This window comes from Paenibacillus sp. NMA1017, assembly GCF_058895805.1.
On record NZ_JBZXYR010000013.1, the window covers coordinates 54,708 to 73,698 of the forward strand.

An 18,991-nucleotide genomic window follows, 5' to 3' on the forward strand; every position below is an offset into this window, starting at 1 on the left:
AACATCAGCAAAGGCGGAGAAAATATGAGTACACAGTTTCCAAAAGATTTCCTGTGGGGCGGAGCAGTTGCTGCTAATCAGCTCGAAGGCGCTTATCAAGAAGATGGAAAAGGCTGGTCCATTCAGGATGTAACTCCTCGTGGTGGTTGGGGGCCTGTTACGGATGTACCAACAGAAGATAATATGAAATTGATCGGTATTGATTTTTATCATCATTATAAAGAAGATATCAAACTTTTTGCGGAAATGGGCTTTAAAGTATTCCGTACTTCTATCGCATGGTCACGTATCTTCCCTAAAGGTGACGAACTGGAGCCTAACGAAAAAGGCTTGCAATTTTATGATGATTTGTTTGATGAACTTCACAAATATGGAATTGAGCCACTCGTTACATTATCACACTATGAAACACCTTTACATTTGTCCAGAGAATACGATGGTTGGGTAAACCGTAAGCTTGTTGATTTTTATGAGCGCTATGCTACAACTGTATTTAATCGCTACAAAGATAAAGTTAAATACTGGTTGACTTTCAATGAAATCAACTCCATTCTTGAAGCACCATTCATGAGTGGCGGAATTAGTACACCAAAAGATCAACTTAGTGAGCAAGATCTTTATCAAGCTATTCACCATGAGCTTGTAGCGAGTGCAAGAGCGGTAAAAATCGGTCATCAGATCAACCCTGATTTCAAAATTGGCTGTATGGTGCTGAGTATGCCTACTTATCCGCTGACACCTAATCCAGACGATGTGATTGCTGCCATGGAATTTGATCATAGAAACATGGCATTTGCCGATATTCACGCAAGAGGTCAATACCCAGGTTACATGAAACGTTTCTTTAAAGAAAACGGAATTTCTATTCACTTTGAACCAGGTGATGCCGAAGATTTGAAGCATACCGTTGATTTTATCTCGTTCAGCTATTATATGAGTACTTGTGAGACAGCTGACGAAGCTAAAAAAGTCAAAGGTGAAGGCAACATCCTTGGTGGTGTCAGCAATCCGCATCTCGAGGCAAGTGAGTGGGGCTGGCAAATTGATCCGCAAGGTCTGCGCTATGTCCTGAATACGTTCTATGATCGCTTCCAAAAACCACTGTTCATCGTTGAAAATGGTCTGGGCGCCGTTGATGAACTGATCACGAATGAAAAAGGCGAAAAAACGGTTGAAGATGACTACCGGATCAACTACCTGAATGATCATTTGGTTCAAGTTGGAGAAGCTATTGAGGACGGAGTAGAGGTTTTGGGCTATACGTCTTGGGGATGTATTGACCTTGTCAGCGCATCGACCGCTCAGCTTAAAAAACGTTATGGATATATTTATGTAGACCGTCATGATGATGGCAGCGGTACACTTGAAAGATATCCGAAGAAATCGTTCCATTGGTACAAAGAAGTTATTGCTACGAACGGTGAAAGCTTGAAACGTTAATATATAAATAAACCAGTGAATAAGTATTAAATATACAATGAAGGCTTATAGATAGCGACCGCTTTTTCTCTTTTAGGAAGCGGTCGCTAATTTTTTTAGGGGTAATAGCAACCGAATTACAAGCTGAGGACAAAAGAGCTTTCATGAATGATTCGTAAGCGTTATTTACTGATAATTGATGATAAATAGATTGGACAAAAATTAATTATTGAGATATATTGAGACTTATTAAAACATTAATAATAACTATACTAAAAAATGGAGTCCAGTATAAATTAATGGTTTTTTAATGATGAAGGCTTCAGAAGGAGGGAAATAATGAAGATTGAGCATGTAGCGATCTGGGTGAAAGACTTAGAGAAGATGAAGAGCTTTTACGAGCAATATTTTGATGGAAAATCTAACGATAAATATTATAACGCTACAAAGGGATTTGAGTCCTATTTTATCACCTTTGAGGATGGAGCAAGGTTAGAGGTTATGCGTAAAACGGGAGTAGATCATTCACCACAGATAAATATTACGGGCTGGGTTCATGTGGCATTTTCCGTTGGAAGTAAAGCACTGGTGAATGAAAAGACAGAGCAGCTCATGCATGCAGGATATGAAGTAGTGGGTCAGCCAAGATTGACAGGTGACGGCTATTATGAAAGCGTAATTAAAGATCCAGAAGGTAATTTGGTGGAAATTTCAATGTGAGTAGCTTTCCAGTTCTGAAGAGTGAGCATGTGGAATCCTACAATGAAGCTTTAAAAGAAATCTGAATTCTGTATCTAAATAAGCAAAGCGAGAATGGCTATGACAGAAAAAGAAAAATCACAACTAGGACTTCTATACAATGCTAATTATGATGAAGAGTTGATTGAAGAACGTTTATACGCCAAAGGTCTCTGCCACGAATATAATCAGCTTCATCCTAGAAATATCGAAGAACGAGAAACACTCATCAAAACTTTACTTGGGAAAACAACAGACAGATTCTTGATTGAGCAGCCTTTTGTGTGTGACTATGGCTATAACATTGAAATCGGTGAAAATTTCTATAGTAACCATAATACAATTATGCTTGATGGGGCAAAAATCGTTTTCGGTGATCATGTGTTTGTTGCTCCTAACTGTGGATTTTATACTGCGGGTCATCCTCTTGATGTGGAACAACGTAATGAGGGATTAGAGATTGTACTTCCAATTACAGTTGGCAATAATGTGTGGATCGGTGGTAATGTCAGCGTTCTGCCTGGTGTTACTATAGGCGATAACTCCATTATCGGTGCAGGAAGTGTCGTTACCAAAGATATCCCTTCTGGTGTGATCGCTGCTGGAAACCCTTGCAAGGTAATCCGTCAAATCACCGAAGATGATAAGACCAAGTACAGAAGGAACTAACAATAAACTACAGCTCCGAATGAGCTGTAGTTTATTGTCTTAAAAGAGTATTACCAAACAAAAGAATATTTTTGCACAGATTTATTCAGGGAATAATGTAATAATGCGCTTATGTGGAATATTTTCTAGTCTATTCAGAAAGGAAAGAACAATCATGAAATTGATGTTTATATCAGATATTCACGGCTCACTACACTGGTTGCAATTGGCACTGGAAAAGTACAGGGAGGAGAGAGCCGATCGTCTTGTTCTGCTCGGAGATTATATGTACCACGGACCACGTAATCCGTTACCAGAAGGGTATAATCCGGCAGAAGTGGCAGCTCTGCTGAATAAGTACAAGTCCCATATTGCGGTTTCTGTGCGCGGAAATTGCGATGCAGAGGTGGACCAGATGCTACTGGAGTTTCCTATGATGGGTGATTATGCTATGCTGCACCATGAAGGACGGCGAATCTATGTCACGCACGGACATGGCTTTAGTATCGGAAATTTACCACCATTGGAAGCGGGAGATGTGTTCATCCAGGGACATACTCATATTCCGGTAGCGGATGTGGAAAATGGAGTCTTTATACTGAACCCCGGTTCGATCTCGCTGCCAAAAGAAAACTATCCATCCTCTTACGGTGTGCTGGAGGGAGCACAATTCACTGTGAAGGATTTTGATGGGAATACGGTGAAAGCAATCACGTTTTCAAAGTAATTTACTCCAATGTGAATGTAAATTATTAAAACTTTTCCGCTTCGATTGAGACAAAGATCATATTATTGTATGATAGGAGCGGAGTCTACATTATGAAAAAGAAAGAGAGCTTCCATACATGCAAATTAAGGATTCACATTATAAGATGCCGCCTGAATGGGCGCCACATGAACGCACGTATATTTCATGGCCTGTAAAATCTTCAATGGTATACCCGGATATGCATGCTGATGTATGCAAGGGCTATGCCGGAATTGTACGCGCCATGGCGGAATTTGAACCAGTTACTGTGGTCGTAAATCCGGATGATCTGGAGAGCGTTAAGGCGCTTGAACTTGGGGAACGGGTAGAACTGCTGCCGATTGAGCACAGCGATGCGTGGCTGCGTGACAACGGCCCTACTTTTCTCACAGACGAGCATGGTCAAGTGGCAGGTGTAAACTGGAAGTTTAACGCTTGGGGTGGCAAATACGCTCCATGGGACCTGGATGACCAGGTTGCGCCGCAAATTTTGGACAAACTTGGAGTTCCACGGTTTGATGCACCGCTTGTGATGGAAGGCGGCTCACTGCACGTAGATGGCGAAGGCACACTGATTACAACCGAAGAGTGTTTGCTCAATTCCAACCGAAATCCGGAATTAAGCAGAGAAGAAATTGAACGGCATGTATGTGAGTATACAGGTGCCGAGAAGATAATATGGCTAAAACGTGGTCTTAGTGGCGACGAAACAGACGGTCATGTGGACAATATTGCTTGTTTTGCAGCTCCTGGGAAGGTCATTATGCAAGTGTGTGATGATCCTGAGGATGAAAATTACGAAATCACGCAGGAAAATCTGCGTATTCTGGAGCAAGCAACGGATGCCCAAGGCCGTAAGCTGGAAGTGATTCGGATCGGTCAGCCGCCGCGTGTGGATTATGAAGACAGCCGATTGACACTGAGCTATATTAACTTCTACTTTGTGAATGGCGGCATTATTTTGCCGGTGTTTGGCGGCACTGCCGCTGAGAGCGATCTTGCAGCTGAGCAAGTGCTGGCAAATGTATTTCCAGATCGCACCATTCGTACTGTAGACGGCATGGCGGTCATCCGTGAAGGCGGTAACGTGCACTGTACGACCCAGCAGATGCCTGCTGTAAAGCGTTGAACGATACAACATCTAAAAGGAGGACTACAGTGAGAAAAGTAAAAGTGGCAGCAACTCAAATGAGCTGTTCTACCAATATCGAAGAAAATATAAGCAAAGCAGAGAAGCTAGTACGTGAAGCGGCTGCGCAGGGCGCACAAATTATTTTGCTGCAGGAGTTGTTCGAGACTCCATATTTCTGTCAGAAGGAAAAGTCTGATTATTATTCATATGCAACTGAACTGGAGCACAACAAGGCGGTTAACCATTTTAAGAAGATCGCCAAAGAATTACAGGTTGTGTTGCCAATCAGCTTTTATGAAAAGAAAAACTACGCGCGCTACAACAGTCTTGCTGTCATTGACGCAGACGGTGAAGTATTAGGTAAATACCGCAAAAGCCATATCCCGGACGGTCCTGGGTATGAGGAAAAATTCTATTTTAATCCGGGCGATACCGGTTTTAAAGTATGGAATACACGTTACGCCAAAATTGGGGTAGGCGTGTGCTGGGATCAATGGTATCCTGAGGCGGCCCGCTGTATGGCGCTCATGGGGGCAGAACTTTTGTTCTATCCGACAGCTATTGGCTCAGAACCGCAGGATTCTGCCATTGATTCCAAGGATCACTGGCAGACTTGCATGCTGGGTCATGCTGCTTCCAATCTGATCCCAGTCATTGCTTCCAATCGGATCGGAACTGAAACGGACGAGGACTCCAGTATTACATTCTACGGTTCATCCTTTATTGCCGGGCATCAAGGTAACAAGATCGCAGAAGCGGGTCGTACCGATGAGGAAGTGCTTACTGCTGAATTTGACCTGGATGAGCTGGAAGTAGGACGGATTGAATGGGGCATTTTCCGTGACCGTCGTCCTGAACTGTACAATATGATTGCCACCTATGATGGTGATTTAAAAGTATAATCTATATACGGATAGACAAATCTCCCTTGACGTCAAGCTGAGGTGTTTCCTTTCATTGGACTCACCCGGCTTTTCGGGCAGGGGATTTTGGAGCGTGCACCCAACGGTTTCAAAAGAGCGGATCGGTAGGTGGGTCCGGAATATAAGCATGATTTTTTCACACAAAAGGAACATTCCTCAAAGGATTGTTCCTTTTTTATGTCTAACTCCAGTTAATCTATAGATTAAAACTATGATTTACTACATAAAATAGCATTAGAATTTATGGATTAGATGATATAAAATCAAGTCATAAGGAATGATCGTACTTAATAACATCTCGATATTCCCAAAAGTGAAAAAAATCACATATGAGAATGCTTTAATGGAAGCTTGAACATGAAATTTGTAAACTCGCAAGGAGGAAGAACAATGAACCACTATCCTGCTATCTTTGAACCTCTGACCATACGACGCATGACCTTGAAAAATCGGATTGTTATGCCCCCGATGGGAACTAACTTTGCTGCCATGGACGGAAGCTTTGTTCAGGATCATATTGACTATTACGTGCAACGGGCCAAAGGTGGTACCGGCTTGATAACAGTAGAAAATGTTTGTCTGGATTTCCCAATGGGTACAAACGGAACAACCCAGCTGCGTATGGATAACGATCAGTTTATTCCCGGACTGTTTAGATTAACAGAAGCCCTGCACTCTTATGGAGCTTGTGTTTCTGTACAAATTAACCATGCGGGTGCTTCGGCTTATGCGGGACGACTGAACGGAGTTCAGCCTGTATCTTCTTCGAATATTCCTTCTAAAAAGGGCGGAGCCATTCCAAGACCTCTGCAAAAAGAAGAAATTTACGCCATTGTGCGCAAATACGGAGAAGCAGCAGGAAGAGCGCAACGAGCAGGATTTGACTGTGTTGAAATTCATGCGGGACACTCCTACTTGTTGAGTCAGTTTCTTTCGCCGATGTATAATAAACGCACGGATGAATTTGGCGGCAGCGCAGAAAACCGCACCCGTTTTGCCAGATTAGTCATTGATGAAATTCGTTCAGTGGTGGGTCCATTTTTCCCTATTTGCTTACGATTTAGCGCGGAAGAGTTCACAGAAGGTGGGAACACCCTGGAAGATACACTCGAGTTATTGGAGTATCTTAATGATGAGGTAGATATTCTGAACGTTTCTGCTGCTCTGAATGATTCCATCCAGTTCCAGATTGACGGAATGAACCTGCCGGATGGTTGGCGCTCTTATATGGCCAAAGCGGTAAAAGAAAAATTCGGGAAGGTCACGATGACCTCGGGTAATATTCGAAGTCCACAGGCAGCGCAGGATATTTTGGAGAGAGGTGACGCGGATCTTTTGGCTATGGGTAGAGGCTTGATTGCAGAACCGAACTGGGTGCTTAAAGTGCAAAACGGCTACGAACATTTGCTTAGAAAATGTATCTCTTGCAACATTGGTTGTGCTGATCACCGTATCTCCAAAAGTAAGCCGATTTGCTGTACGGTAAATCCAGATCTGTTCAAGGAAGCTGAATACCGGAAACAACGTGTTAAAAACAATGTTCAAGTTGTTGTGATCGGTGGGGGTACCGCTGGGATGGAAGCAGCATGTACGGCAGCCGAAGTAGGCTGCAAAGTAACCCTCTTTGAGGAGAAACCAGAGTTGGGCGGCTTGGCTCATGATATTGCCCGCTTGCCAGACAAAACACGCATCAATGATTTCCCTGATTACCTGATTCAACGCACCAAACAGTTAACCAATCTGAATATTGTAACAGGGACCCGAGCCGATTTGGCGATGATTAGTGCCCTGAATCCTGATATTATTGTCAATGCGACGGGGGCCACACCACTTCTTCCGCCCATTGCAGGTTTGCATGAGCAACTGGGCAAACCAGGCACAAAAGTGTTCTCCATCTTTGATCTTTTGCACAACATGGAGAAATTTCAGGAGTTTGAAGGTAAACGCATTGCTGTAGTTGGTGGCGGAGCTGTGGGACTGGATGTCGTCGAATATTACGCAGAGCGTGGAGCACAAGAGGTTTCCATCATTGAGATGATGCCGCTACTGGGTAAAGATCTGGATATGATTACCCGGATTTCCATGATGAAAATGGTAGAGGAGCGGGAAGTAAACGTCCATACGGAAACAGCTTTGACAGAAGTGCGTAGCGACCGCTTCAAAGTAAAGCACGGAGAACAGGAGTTTGAGATTCATTTTGACCTTGGATTCGTATGCTTGGGTATGCGTTCATACAGTCCGCTGCTGGACAGCTTGCTCGAATATGGTAAAGAACATCAAGTAGAAGTTATTAATATCGGGGATAGTAAACAAGCTCGTCGTATTATTGATGGCACACGTGAAGGTCGCAATATATTGAAAACCATTCAACGGGTAGACGAATTTAAACATGAGTTTTCTTATTCTTACTGATTTGACAATATAAGTGATGGGTATACACGAGGGCAACTCAGTAAATATTGAGGTTGAAGAGACAGCTTGTCTTTTCAGCCTTTTTTATTTGAATTTTTCTTGGCAAGAAGATTGATTCCTCTGTCATTTCAAAGGTAAACTATGGAAAGCATGTATAGTAAGTAAGGCTATTTTAACGTGGGGGGATGAGCGTGAATCAACTCTTTAGTGAAATACCGGGTTCCAGCACGTGGAGCAAGGTGGAAGAGATTCATAGGGGCTGGTCCAGTGACAAAAAATATTATATTCAAACCACTGACGGCAGGGATTTGCTGCTAAGAATGGCGGATATGGTTCATTATGATAAAAAGAAACGCGAGTTTGAAGCTATAACAAAGCTGAATCACGTGGCGAATCTGTTCATGTCCCGGCCGCTTGATTTTGGGATTTGTCATGATGGTCAATCTGTATATTCCCTGTTCACCTGGATCGAAGGGAAAGATGCTGAAGAGATGATCCCCACGTTAACCGCAGCACAACAGTATCGACTCGGAGTTCAAGCAGGAAATGCATTGAAAAAAATGCATGAGATTCATGCGGAGCAAGATCGAGTTCCATGGGCTGAACATTATAGTGCCAAAATCAACAGATATATTACAAACTACAAGTCATGCGGTATTCCCTTAAAGGGAGCAGATCAAGCCATAAGCTTTATTGAGCAAAACCGTCATCTATTAGAAAATCGTCCCCAGACTTTTCAGCATGGGGATTATCATGTGGGCAATATGGTGGTTACCCCATCTGATGAACTGGGTATCATCGATTTTAATAGAATGGATTATGGTGATCCTTGGGAGGAGTTCAATAGAATTACCTGGTGCGCAGGATTAAGTCCTTTATTCGCTTCGGGCCGTATCCACGGTTATTTTGATAACAATGTACCTGATTTATTTTTTAGATTAATGGCTCTGTATATTGCAAGCAATCAGCTTTCATCGGTTCACTGGGCCATTCCATTTGGCAAAAAAGAGGTAGACGATATGGTGCAGCGAGCTGAAGAGGTTTTGGAAGCGTATGATTACTTTCAAACCTATATACCGAAATGGTATGTGCCCAGTTACTGCGACTTGTAAAAGCGAAGACCGCCGCTCCTGGGAGTGACGGTCTATTTTCAGTATTCTATTATTGTTTCTTAATTTTATACGTAAATTCCCAAACGGCTTGATGACCTGAGTAACGTCCACGGTTTTCAGTAACCGTCACTTTTAACTTAACGGTAGAACCTTTGGCAGAAACAGAGGAGACCTTTATATTCTTGGTGGCTTCGCCTTCATCAGGAATTTTGTCTTGTTCCTCAGCGTACGCATGCATACAGCTTTATGCTGCCACTCGATTTGACCTTCACCTTTACGCTGTTACCTTCACTAATGGATTGGCCAGCTACCTGGGCAGCAATGGCCCATTCGTTGCCTACGTGATCGTTGGATACCAAAGTTGCTTGTTGAAACGTAACGATATACGTTGATGTTGCTGAAGCTGCGAGCGCGTACGTTCCATTGAACGTCAGGGATATCACTACCAATAGAATAGCCGATGCTTTCGTCCATATGACCTGAATTTATTTAGTAGAGAAAGGGAAGGGAAAATCTGTTGAAAAAAATATACAGCGAACAAGAACTCATAGATATGACGATTAAACTGCTTGAAAAAACTTCAATATATGAAGAGCAGTATGAGCAATATGTAAGACGACCTTTCCGTACAGATTTTTATGATGATCTGAGCCCGTATGTGCAAGTGGGCAAGCGGGGTTATACGCTCCAGATGTATGAAAGAGGCATACAGATGCTGAACAAGCTTACGAAAGAGGAAGAGGATGTGATTTATTGGATCATCGAAGATACAATTCACATCATTGCTCATCTGAATCTGCTTCGCAAATATAAAGTCGATAACATAAATACTCATTTAAAATATACTAAGGAGATCATGAAGGAGCTGACAACTGCAATGAACAAAGCATTTTATGAAATTGGAGGAATCTATCAGGAATGGCATGAAACGAATAGAAGAGGAGTACTGGAGAACCCATTAAAGTAAAACAAAAAATTAAAGAAACAGTTGACAATCAGTGAGGTAAAATTTACAATTTTATATTAGTGATAATGATTATCAATATCACTAATTTTAAGTATGTTTTGCACTTACTATATTTCAAAGGAGATTTACAACATGCATCGTATGATGAATAAGAAGTTTCACATGATTTTATGTGCACTATTCGTAGTGATTTTCGTTATTTCAGGTTGTGGGAATGCTGGCAGTTCCTCTGATTCATCTGCTAAACCCGCGTCGTCCACGAAGGAAGAGGTAAGCAGTGATTCTGATACCCGTACAGTCTCTACGGTAAAAGGAGACGTGAAGGTGCCCGCTAATCCTCAACGGGTAGTAGTGAACTGGTATGTTGGCGATGTATTTACACTAGGGATTAAGCCGGCCGCAGTCATGGGATGGAAACAAGAAACGATGCCTTTTTACGATAAGTTTAACGACATCCCCAATATTGAAAAGTGGGAAACTGAGGAAATTATGAAGTATGATCCTGATCTCATCATTACATATGATACAAAGGATTATGATAAGCTGTCTAAAATTGCGCCTGTTCTTGTGATACCTGAGGATAAAATGACCTCTCTAGAACGTTTGAAATTTCTTGGTCAGGCCACAGGACATGAAGCAGAAGCGGATAAAGTGATTTCACAGTTTGAAAGCAAGTTGAGTCAGGCCAAAGAAAAACTAAATTCCGACATATTCAAGGACAAAACGTTTAGCATTTTCGAGGACTGGGGCAGTGGTTCCTACGGAATTTATTATGAAACAGGCTCACGTGGAGGAACGTTGCTTTACAATTATCTTGGACTTCACAAACCGGAAAAGCTCAGCACATTGGTTAAAAGCTCCGGAGAGCGTCGAGGTTCTTTATCTTATGAGGTAGCTGCTGAATACTTTGGAGATTATGTTCTTTGGTTTAAGCAAGAGGGCAAGGAATCCGAATATGCGAAGACAAAAATCTGGAGCAGTATTCCAGCCGTTAAAAACGGACATATCATCGAAATTCCAGCGAAATATGCAGGACTGTTCTATTATTCGGACGTTGCTAGTATGACGGGACAGCTAGATTATATGACTAGCAAATTGCTAGAACAGACGAAGTAACGATGCATAATTGACCAACTAAGGGTGTAATCGATGTCTACTCACAAAGAACCAAATAAAAAAGGAATATTTCATTTTGTAAGCTACATGATCGTGGGCGTGTTCCTGCTTCTGGTGGTTACCGCAGCATCTATTACCTTTGGTGCTGCGGAAATGAGCTTGAAGCTGGCGTGGGGGGCAATATTTCAGTTTGATCCCAACATTACGGAACATCAGATTATTCACACCTTGCGTTTTCCACGCACCGTGGCAGATATCATCGTAGGGTGCAGCTTGGCTGTGTGTGGGGCGATTATGCAGGGAACCACTCGCAATCCACTAGCGGATTCGGGACTCATTGGCATAAGTTCAGGCTCGACATTTGCTATTGCGTTATGTATGGCCTTTTTGCCTGGTCGCACCTACGGAGAAACCATGCTGTATTCTTGCCTAGGTGCAGCAATCACTACGGGCATTACGTATTACATCGCATCCATAGGCAAGCGAGGAATGACGCCTCAGCGACTGGTGCTGGCAGGAATGTCCATCTCCATGCTTTTTGGTGCGTTTAGTACGTTTATCGCTATTAAGTATGAGATTGGCCAAGCCCTTGATTATTGGTCTGCTGGTGGTACAGCCAGTGCCAAGTGGGGTGAATTGGCTTTCATTGCGCCACTGTTTGTAGTGGGTTTGATCTGTGCCATCGCGCTTTCTCCCTCAATTACGATTTTGAGCTTCGGGGAGGATGTGGCATCAGGCTTGGGTATTCGTGCGAACAGGATTAAGCTGTTTTCAACCTTAATTGTATTAATTCTAACGGGGTTATCGGTTATTGTGGTCGGCCCTGTTGGCTTCGTTGGTTTGATCGTGCCACACATTATGCGCCATCTGGTCGGAACAGATTATCGGTATATTATCCCGGCCTCAGCTCTGTATGGAGCAGTCTTTCTGTTGGCGGCGGATTTACTCGGACGACTGATCAATCGCCCTCACGAAACGCCCCTAGGCATTATTTTTGCCTTGGTGGGTGTACCCTATTTTCTCTACCTTGTGCGCAAGCAGAGGAGGGAGTTTAGTTGAAACTGTCCCGTAATACCAGGGGGATTAGCATTATTTTACTGTTAGTAGTGCTGACGCTGTTAGTGGCTGTACTCAGTATGAATGTTGGGAAAATGAACCTATCTCCACTCGAAGTTTTCAAGGTTATCATTGGCGAAGGAACGAGCAAACAGAACCTAATCGTGTTTGACTTTCGACTGCCACGTATTGTGCTTTCCATATTGGTAGGTATTGGCATGGCGATATCAGGCTGTATTATGCAAAGCTTGCTCAAAAACGACATGGCCAGCCCGGGGACACTCGGCATCAGCTCAGGTTCGGGTTTATTTGTACTTATGTATATAACGCTGTTCGCTAGTGAAGGATTGCTATCGCCTATTCTTCTTCCAGGGCTGGCTTTTGCAGGCGGCCTTACGGCGGCATTTTTGATTTTTATGTTTGCTTTCAGGCGGGGAAGAGACATCTCGCCTACAGGCTTAATTTTAACTGGTGTAGCTATGGGCAGTGGCTATAGCGCATTATCTCTGATGTTGACACTCCGGCTAGACAAGCAACAATATGACTTTGCTCTGCGATGGCAGGCTGGAGACCTGTGGGGGGACGACTGGAGCTATATTATGGTGCTGCTCCCTTGGGTACTTATCATCTGCTTTTACGTTTTTTACAGGTCTAACACACTCAATACGTTGAATTTGGGAAATCAGACAGCATCGGGGCTCGGCGTAGCGATTAAAAGGGAGTTTATCGGCTTGACGATTGCTGCCGTTGCGCTTGCTTCTGGTAGCGTGGCACTTGGCGGGAATTTCTTTTTTGTAGGCATGGTCAGTCCCCATCTAGCGCGCAAGCTAGTAGGGCCCAATCATAAGCTATTGCTACCTACGACGGCATTAGTTGGTGCACTCGTCATTTTGATTGCTGACACAATTACTCGGACGATCAGTTTTGGTGCAGATATTCCAACCGGAATTATTATCACCATACTGGTTACCCCTTATTTCCTTTACTTGCTGTCGAAAGCCAGTTAAATGTACGATAAGTAAAAAGACGCTAACCATGTCCATGGAAAAAATGGCTAGGTTAGTATCTTTTTTTGTTACTACTTAGGTCTCCTTGCGGAAAAACAATTCTTTCTCACATTCTGTTAGGATTTCCGGCCTTCGTGTTGAAGGGGGGGATTGTAAATAAAGCCTAATCCTTGGCATAATTCAAACCCAAGCGATAAGCTTGGTCCAGCAGTATTTCAAAATGACTGGGATTTGAACTCAGAGTCTCAACTAAGAATTCAACCTTGGAATTGGTAACACCGCAATAATCTGCAATACCCACATTCAGCAAATGAGTAATCATTTCATCATAGTTACGCTTTTTCAGCTGTTCCTTCGAAACGCCGGCCAAGCCAATCCACAAGACATGCTGATGATGCAGGTAATTCGAACCGTACGCAAACCCATTGTTCCATACACGGTCAATATAACCCTTCAGCATAGCTGGCAAATTCCACCACCAAAGTGGAAAAATAAATGCCAATGCATCATGCTCCTTCATCCGCCTTATTTCCATTTCTACTTCAGGGGAAAAGGACTGTTCCGCAACTGTTAAATCCGGTTCATCTACTCCTTTTAAAATAGGATCAAAACCAATCCCATGCAAATCCAATATCTCATAATCGTGGCCTGCATCGGCAAGACCCTGTACGAAACGATCCGCAACCTTAAAGGTCAAGGAATCTTTTCTCGGGTGTGAAACAACGGTTAATACTTTCATGCCTCTTCACTACCTTTCTCAATAGCTTACTTCTAGGAATGCTCAATGCTTGATGCTATTATATACAGTAGGAAAATAATCTGGAAGTACGCACTTTTAAGTTCTATAGGATGATACAGGTGTCATAGGAACATGGAAGTGCCCTAGGTAGATTCCCTAGAAACTGATCTGAGTAATGAATTGAAGTGATGGGTTGTTCTGAGCAAACGAAGCCTTCTAAAGGAGGATTAAGAAATGACTGAACAGACGGAAAATAGGGTTCAAAAGAAGTATCAAGTTGGAGTGGAAGCGGCTTTAGAGGTGATGGGAGGGAAATGGAAGCCTTTAATTATCTACCATCTGATGACAGGACGGAAACGAACGTCTGAGTTTCGTCGGTTAATACCCGGCATTACACAAAAAATGCTGACTACTCAGCTCAGAGGCCTAGAAAAGGATGAGATCGTTACACGAAAGGTTTATAATGAAATCCCTCCTAAAGTGGAGTATGAGTTAACGGACTACGGCTGGGGATTAAAACCCGCGCTAGACCATTTATGCTACTGGGGAGAGGATCACCTGGATAAGGTCCATGGAGACAAATCCAAGGTCTTGGAAGAATTCTAAGGCTGCTGTATAGAGTAACTTCAAGCTAATATTAAGCCCTCACAAAGCATTCAATCAGAATAGCTTGCGAGGGCTTAACTGTCGATGATAATATAAAAGGCTAACTTTCGGTCATTCCGTTATCATAGCTCAATTGCCACTCAATTCCGAACTTATCTTTAAGGCTACCGTAATATTTGCTCCAGAATGTTTCTTGAAGTTCCATGCTTACGGTTCCTCCTTCTTTTAATTTATGAAAGTACGATCGAATTTTCTCTTCGTCCTTATTGACGATGGCGAGGCTGATGTTGTTTCCGGCTACGAAAGGCATACCAGGAAAAACGTCTGAAAACATGACATTACTACCATCAATTTGAAGCCGCGTGTGCATGACCAAATTTTTGGCTTCTTCTGGTAGAGGATAATCGGGATTGGGTGGTGCTTCACCAAACGTCATGATTTGAGGTTTCTCAGTCCCAAAAACCTCTGCGTAAAACTCCGCTGCTTCACGACAGTTTCCATTAAAGTTAAAATAAACATCAACAGACATGTGTTTCACTCCTTCAAGAATATTATTTTTCCATACTAAACGACCTTATTTCATTATTTACCTGCAAACAAACAAAAATACCATAAGATCCGTTTTGCGAAAGTATTTGCGGCTTAACATGTTCAATTTTTAAAACAATTGGGCATGATGATCAAAGTAATGGTATGATAGCTTAGTTAAATCTGAACGACTAGTAATGGAGTGATCATATGGGTGGAAAAAGCAAAGGCGGCGGAACCGGCAGAGGTACAGGTAGTAAGGGCTGGACACGCTGGAACAAAACTGCGAAGCCAGTAAGGATAAAAAGCGCTTCTACAAGTGCACCGGGGAGCAAAGCGGCAGGTGGCACAAAAAGCAGCACTGCCAAACCAACAAGGAATAAAAGCGGCGGCAACAGTAGTAAATAAGCCGGGAAAGTATAAGTTGTCGTAAACGGCGAACATCTGATTAAGCAAGAACAATCAGGTGTTTTTTTAATTATCTTACTTAAACTCGCATATTATAATCAGAAGCAGGTGAATCGTGAGAATTAACAAGTACATCAGTGAGACAGGATTTTGCTCACGTCGGGAAACCAACAGGCTGATTGCAGCAGGACGAATTACGATTAATGGAAATGTTTGTGAAGCGGGCGCAGAAGTACAGCCACAGGATATCGTGCTGATTGATGGAGAAGTTATTCCAGCCAACTGTAATGAACCTGTATATTTGGCTCTGAATAAGCCTATAGGCATTGTTTGTACCGCAGCGGAGCAGGTGGCTGGCAATATTATTAGTTATGTCAATTATCCTTCACGTATTTTTGCCATTGGCAGACTGGATAAAGCTTCAGAGGGACTCATTCTATTAACCAACGATGGAAGCATTGTCAATCAAATGATGCGTTCCGAGCATGGTCATGAGAAGGAATATGTAGTGACTGTAGACAAACCAGTTACAAACGAGTTTACGCAGGTCATGTCGGGTGGCGTTGAGATATTGAACGTCGTTACTAAGCCGTGCAAGGTTGATCGTACGAGCGAATACGAGTTTCGGATTATTTTGACACAGGGTCTGAACTTGCAAATTCGTAGAATGTGCAAAGCTTTGGGATACAGGGTATTAAAGCTGGAGCGTGTTCGAATTATGAATATAACACTGGATCATCTGGAACGGGGGCAATGGAGACATCTTGAGAAGGAGGAACTGGAGTTGCTTCTTGCTAAATTGCAATAAGGAGTACAACAAAAGTTTATTTGAGGACCTTATGCTCATACAGCCAACGCAACTTTAGTGATACTTCTTACGTAATTTCAACGAGCCGCCTACCTTACCCATCAGCCATAGCACAATAGGAAATACAATACCGAAAATCATGGCGTAAAAAGGCCATACTGAAAAAAACATGGTTATAAATTGCATGTTTGGCCAAATAGAATGAACCATTGCCATTGCGATTAGGATTAGAGGAACTAAGAGAGAGTTAGCGCTTCGAAGACGAAAAGCATCTGCAAGCCCTTGCGCTGAAACATATAAAAGCAGTGCGAGTCGGAAAAAAATAGTGACAAACCAGAACACGGCAACGACAATTTCAAACCGTTGTAGAAACTCTCCGTTACTGATTGTTCGGTTAATAAAATAAGTAGGAAACGTCAAATTAGATACAACACCTTCACTCATCACGGCGATTATTTGTAGAACCATGAAAAAATACATGCCGCCGCTAATCAATGCAGAGGTAATCACTGTCTTTCTCCACTTTTTTGGATCGGGGATGTACTGTGCAAAAAAAAGATATAGAATTGCTTCAAGGTAGGGAAAGGCAAACAAATTGAACGAAGCGAGAACGATAGGGTTCAAACCATACTCGAAAATAGGAAGCACATTATTTATGTTGGTATCAGGAAGGAGGGTAATTCTGACCAAAAGATACAGAGCGAGAAGGAAAAAAAACAGGATTTCCGCACAACGGCCAATTACAGCAGGGCCTGATCGAACGGCGAAATAAATGACTATTAGCATGATGAAATATATCGCGTCGGAGGGAGTTTCCGGCATAATAGCTATCGAGATAAAGTCGCCTAGATTTCGAAGCGTCATGATGAACACAAGAAAGGGAAAGAAAAAAATGAAAACGATGCTGATCGTCCCGCCCAAGGGACCGAAGAGGCAACGGAGATGCTCTACGAAAGATTTCCCCTGTATTTGCCTAGCGATGGAGGCATATAAAGGTATCAATAAGAGATGGAAACCTACGGAGATTGGGATGGAGAGCCAGGCATCTTGTTTAGCGGCAGTGGTAATTGCCGCCGGAAGTACCAGATATGCGCTTCCTATTTGATATAATGTAAACCACATAATAGCTTGTCGAATGGTCAAATTGGAATTCACTCCAAAGCCCCCTTAAGATAACATTTCTGTAAGTAACCGGCTTACCGGTTGAAATAGGATTTGAATGCCCGTCAGTGGAGTCGGCAGTTCAATGTTAGCGATCCTTAGGATAATCAATATAACGCCTATAATTAACAATACTGCGCTGAATACAATTTCACGCACATAGTGTTTCTCCTTAAATTTTTTAAACTCATACAACGATGTTAAAATGGAACTTACGAGAATCACGTAAAGCATATGCATTCACTCCTGATTGTGTAGTCCCATATCGATTGGACTGGTGATGTCTCCGAACCGGACTAAACGATAATTGAGCTGAATATCCACTTTAAGCGTTTGGAATTTTTGTGACCAATCCTCTTTCCATCTATGCCATTCACGCGGGAACTTGCGGTGAAAAGCTTCTCCAAACCCGAATATATCGGAACCGATATGTTGTGCATTTCGAATGCCTTCCTTCAAAGACTGTTCCAGATGCTCTTTAGCTGATTTTTGAAGATCTCTAAATGTCTCTTCATTCATAAGATTGGCATTGCACGAGACCGTTCCGATGTTGGATTCTGTATCTACAATAAGAGAAATATGCGGCTCATGGTCTATTATTTCTGGACGCATCTTTACTTTGGAACGGATTACTTCAACAACAAATTTTCCTTTGGAATTCGGACAATCAATGGAAGCTACGGTGCTGGAAACACGGTTGGATATATAGGTAAAGGCTTTACTTTGTGAATCATCCATCCAATCGATAAGTCGGTCGCCCTTGAAAACACCAATTCCAGTAAAAAAATATTTAACATGTTGGGGCGACTTTGTCACATTATCAATAGTTAGACCTTTTTCTAGGTTTGTCAGTCGAATACCAGTGAGAACCGGTTCAATGCCATCCTCTGTAAATTTCTGCAAAAGATCTTTTACATTGACTGCAGAAGTTGGAGCCCATGCTTTTTCAGAAATCCTTAATGCCTTATACATATCCATTGCAGGCAAGACCTCGGTTGGAGCTACAAAAGTAACGGCCTCCTTTGCCGAGTTTCCTCTTACAACGGCCAAATAGAAATCAGGCCGAACTTCATGATCACGGAATAGAAAGTCCAGTGGCTCCTTGATTCCTTTTTTTGCCGTTTTCTCATCAAAAATGACAAACTTTAAGTGAGACATATACATTTTTCGGGAGGATTCCGTTGTTAATTTTCGAATAGCTTCAAATATGGTATCGGCGCGTTTGGAAAAAATGATCGTTGGCGTCCGTTCCATGGGGGAATTCTGAGACATTTTCGATGGGTCAACCACTTGTAAACTGACTTCATATTGGTCATCAACTGCATCAATGCCCAGAGCCATCACGACGGAAATTGCGCTCAATTCCTTACTGTTCCAGCAACCCGTAAGAAACACCATTAGCCAGATGCACATAAACAGTAATAAAATGGTGGATCGATACGAGTTCATGATGGCCTACTCCT

20 protein-coding genes and 1 pseudogene are annotated in these 18,991 nt (G+C 42.6%); 15 read left to right on the forward strand and 6 right to left on the reverse strand.

All coding sequences use genetic code 11. The annotated features are described in order from the left end of the window. The first annotated feature begins 24 nt into the window (after window positions 1-24). From AC5ELV_RS22845 to AC5ELV_RS22880, 8 genes are all read left to right on the forward strand, one after another. A complete protein-coding gene (locus AC5ELV_RS22845) occupies window positions 25-1,440 on the forward strand; it encodes a glycoside hydrolase family 1 protein (protein ID WP_025721091.1) in 1,416 nt (471 codons plus the stop codon). 318 nt (window positions 1,441-1,758) lie between these two features. Beyond that, a complete protein-coding gene (locus tag AC5ELV_RS22850; protein ID WP_493432010.1) occupies window positions 1,759-2,139 on the forward strand; it encodes a VOC family protein in 381 nt (126 codons plus the stop codon). Window positions 2,140-2,238: 99 nt separating this feature from the next. Further along, window positions 2,239-2,826 (forward strand): sugar O-acetyltransferase, encoded by a 588-nt coding sequence (locus AC5ELV_RS22855; protein WP_493432011.1) that lies wholly within the window; start codon window positions 2,239-2,241, stop codon window positions 2,824-2,826. A 154-nt stretch (window positions 2,827-2,980) separates the two neighbouring features. After that, window positions 2,981-3,532: a phosphodiesterase gene (yfcE, locus tag AC5ELV_RS22860; protein WP_493432012.1), complete on the forward strand. Its 552-nt coding sequence runs from the start codon at window positions 2,981-2,983 to the stop codon at window positions 3,530-3,532. Between the two features lie 118 nt (window positions 3,533-3,650). Further along, on the forward strand, window positions 3,651-4,682 hold the full coding sequence (locus AC5ELV_RS22865) for an agmatine deiminase family protein (protein WP_493432013.1): 1,032 nt from the start codon (window positions 3,651-3,653) through the stop codon (window positions 4,680-4,682). Window positions 4,683-4,711: 29 nt separating this feature from the next. Next, on the forward strand, window positions 4,712-5,587 hold the full coding sequence (aguB, locus tag AC5ELV_RS22870; RefSeq protein WP_025721082.1) for an N-carbamoylputrescine amidase: 876 nt from the start codon (window positions 4,712-4,714) through the stop codon (window positions 5,585-5,587). A gap of 411 nt (window positions 5,588-5,998) precedes the next feature. Continuing rightward, window positions 5,999-8,020, forward strand: a complete 2,022-nt coding sequence (locus tag AC5ELV_RS22875; protein WP_493432014.1) for an oxidoreductase — start codon at window positions 5,999-6,001, stop codon at window positions 8,018-8,020. 191 nt (window positions 8,021-8,211) lie between these two features. Continuing rightward, window positions 8,212-9,132: an aminoglycoside phosphotransferase family protein gene (locus AC5ELV_RS22880; RefSeq protein ID WP_493432015.1), complete on the forward strand. Its 921-nt coding sequence runs from the start codon at window positions 8,212-8,214 to the stop codon at window positions 9,130-9,132. A gap of 49 nt (window positions 9,133-9,181) precedes the next feature. Here AC5ELV_RS22880 and AC5ELV_RS22885 read toward each other — a convergent pair. After that, a pseudogene (locus AC5ELV_RS22885) lies at window positions 9,182-9,617 on the reverse strand (hypothetical protein). A gap of 32 nt (window positions 9,618-9,649) precedes the next feature. Here AC5ELV_RS22885 and AC5ELV_RS22890 point away from each other — a divergent pair. The 4 genes from AC5ELV_RS22890 (at window position 9,650) to AC5ELV_RS22905 (ending at window position 13,278) form a co-directional block, all read left to right on the forward strand. Then, on the forward strand, window positions 9,650-10,099 hold the full coding sequence (locus tag AC5ELV_RS22890; protein ID WP_493432016.1) for an Imm63 family immunity protein: 450 nt from the start codon (window positions 9,650-9,652) through the stop codon (window positions 10,097-10,099). A gap of 132 nt (window positions 10,100-10,231) precedes the next feature. After that, on the forward strand, window positions 10,232-11,215 hold the full coding sequence (locus AC5ELV_RS22895) for an ABC transporter substrate-binding protein (protein WP_493432017.1): 984 nt from the start codon (window positions 10,232-10,234) through the stop codon (window positions 11,213-11,215). Window positions 11,216-11,248: 33 nt separating this feature from the next. Beyond that, window positions 11,249-12,274 carry a FecCD family ABC transporter permease gene (locus tag AC5ELV_RS22900; RefSeq protein ID WP_493432018.1) on the forward strand — a complete coding sequence of 342 codons (1,026 nt, stop codon included), beginning with the start codon at window positions 11,249-11,251 and terminating at the stop codon, window positions 12,272-12,274. Then, on the forward strand, window positions 12,271-13,278 hold the full coding sequence (locus AC5ELV_RS22905) for a FecCD family ABC transporter permease (protein WP_493432019.1): 1,008 nt from the start codon (window positions 12,271-12,273) through the stop codon (window positions 13,276-13,278). The genes AC5ELV_RS22900 and AC5ELV_RS22905 overlap by 4 nt, the downstream gene beginning before the upstream one ends. Before the next feature lie 163 nt (window positions 13,279-13,441). Here AC5ELV_RS22905 and AC5ELV_RS22910 read toward each other — a convergent pair whose 3' ends face one another. Then, window positions 13,442-14,017 carry an NAD(P)H oxidoreductase gene (locus AC5ELV_RS22910; RefSeq protein WP_493432020.1) on the reverse strand — a complete coding sequence of 192 codons (576 nt, stop codon included), beginning with the start codon at window positions 14,015-14,017 and terminating at the stop codon, window positions 13,442-13,444. Window positions 14,018-14,251: 234 nt separating this feature from the next. Here AC5ELV_RS22910 and AC5ELV_RS22915 point away from each other — a divergent pair, with 234 nt between their 5' ends. Continuing rightward, on the forward strand, window positions 14,252-14,623 hold the full coding sequence (locus tag AC5ELV_RS22915; RefSeq protein WP_493432021.1) for a winged helix-turn-helix transcriptional regulator: 372 nt from the start codon (window positions 14,252-14,254) through the stop codon (window positions 14,621-14,623). Between the two features lie 100 nt (window positions 14,624-14,723). Here AC5ELV_RS22915 and AC5ELV_RS22920 read toward each other — a convergent pair whose 3' ends face one another. After that, window positions 14,724-15,152 (reverse strand): VOC family protein, encoded by a 429-nt coding sequence (locus AC5ELV_RS22920; RefSeq protein ID WP_493432022.1) that lies wholly within the window; start codon window positions 15,150-15,152, stop codon window positions 14,724-14,726. A gap of 209 nt (window positions 15,153-15,361) precedes the next feature. Between AC5ELV_RS22920 and AC5ELV_RS22925 the strand changes: the two genes are divergently transcribed. Together AC5ELV_RS22925 and AC5ELV_RS22930 are read left to right on the forward strand one after the other, a co-directional pair. Further along, window positions 15,362-15,559, forward strand: a complete 198-nt coding sequence (locus AC5ELV_RS22925) for a DUF3934 family protein (protein ID WP_493432023.1) — start codon at window positions 15,362-15,364, stop codon at window positions 15,557-15,559. 115 nt (window positions 15,560-15,674) lie between these two features. Next, on the forward strand, window positions 15,675-16,367 hold the full coding sequence (locus AC5ELV_RS22930; RefSeq protein ID WP_493432024.1) for a pseudouridine synthase: 693 nt from the start codon (window positions 15,675-15,677) through the stop codon (window positions 16,365-16,367). 54 nt (window positions 16,368-16,421) lie between these two features. Here AC5ELV_RS22930 and AC5ELV_RS22935 read toward each other — a convergent pair whose 3' ends face one another. Genes AC5ELV_RS22935 through AC5ELV_RS22945 form a run of 3 tightly spaced genes read right to left on the reverse strand, consistent with a single transcriptional unit; the run spans window position 16,422 to window position 18,977 of the window. Beyond that, entirely contained in the window at window positions 16,422-17,522 is a 1,101-nt protein-coding gene (locus tag AC5ELV_RS22935; protein WP_493432025.1) for a GerAB/ArcD/ProY family transporter, read from the reverse strand. 12 nt (window positions 17,523-17,534) lie between these two features. Then, window positions 17,535-17,762 carry a hypothetical protein gene (locus tag AC5ELV_RS22940; protein WP_493432026.1) on the reverse strand — a complete coding sequence of 76 codons (228 nt, stop codon included), beginning with the start codon at window positions 17,760-17,762 and terminating at the stop codon, window positions 17,535-17,537. Between the two features lie 6 nt (window positions 17,763-17,768). Further along, complete coding sequence (locus tag AC5ELV_RS22945; RefSeq protein ID WP_493432027.1) at window positions 17,769-18,977, reverse strand: Ger(x)C family spore germination protein; 1,209 nt, start codon at window positions 18,975-18,977, stop codon at window positions 17,769-17,771. Between the last annotated feature and the right edge of the window lie 14 nt (window positions 18,978-18,991).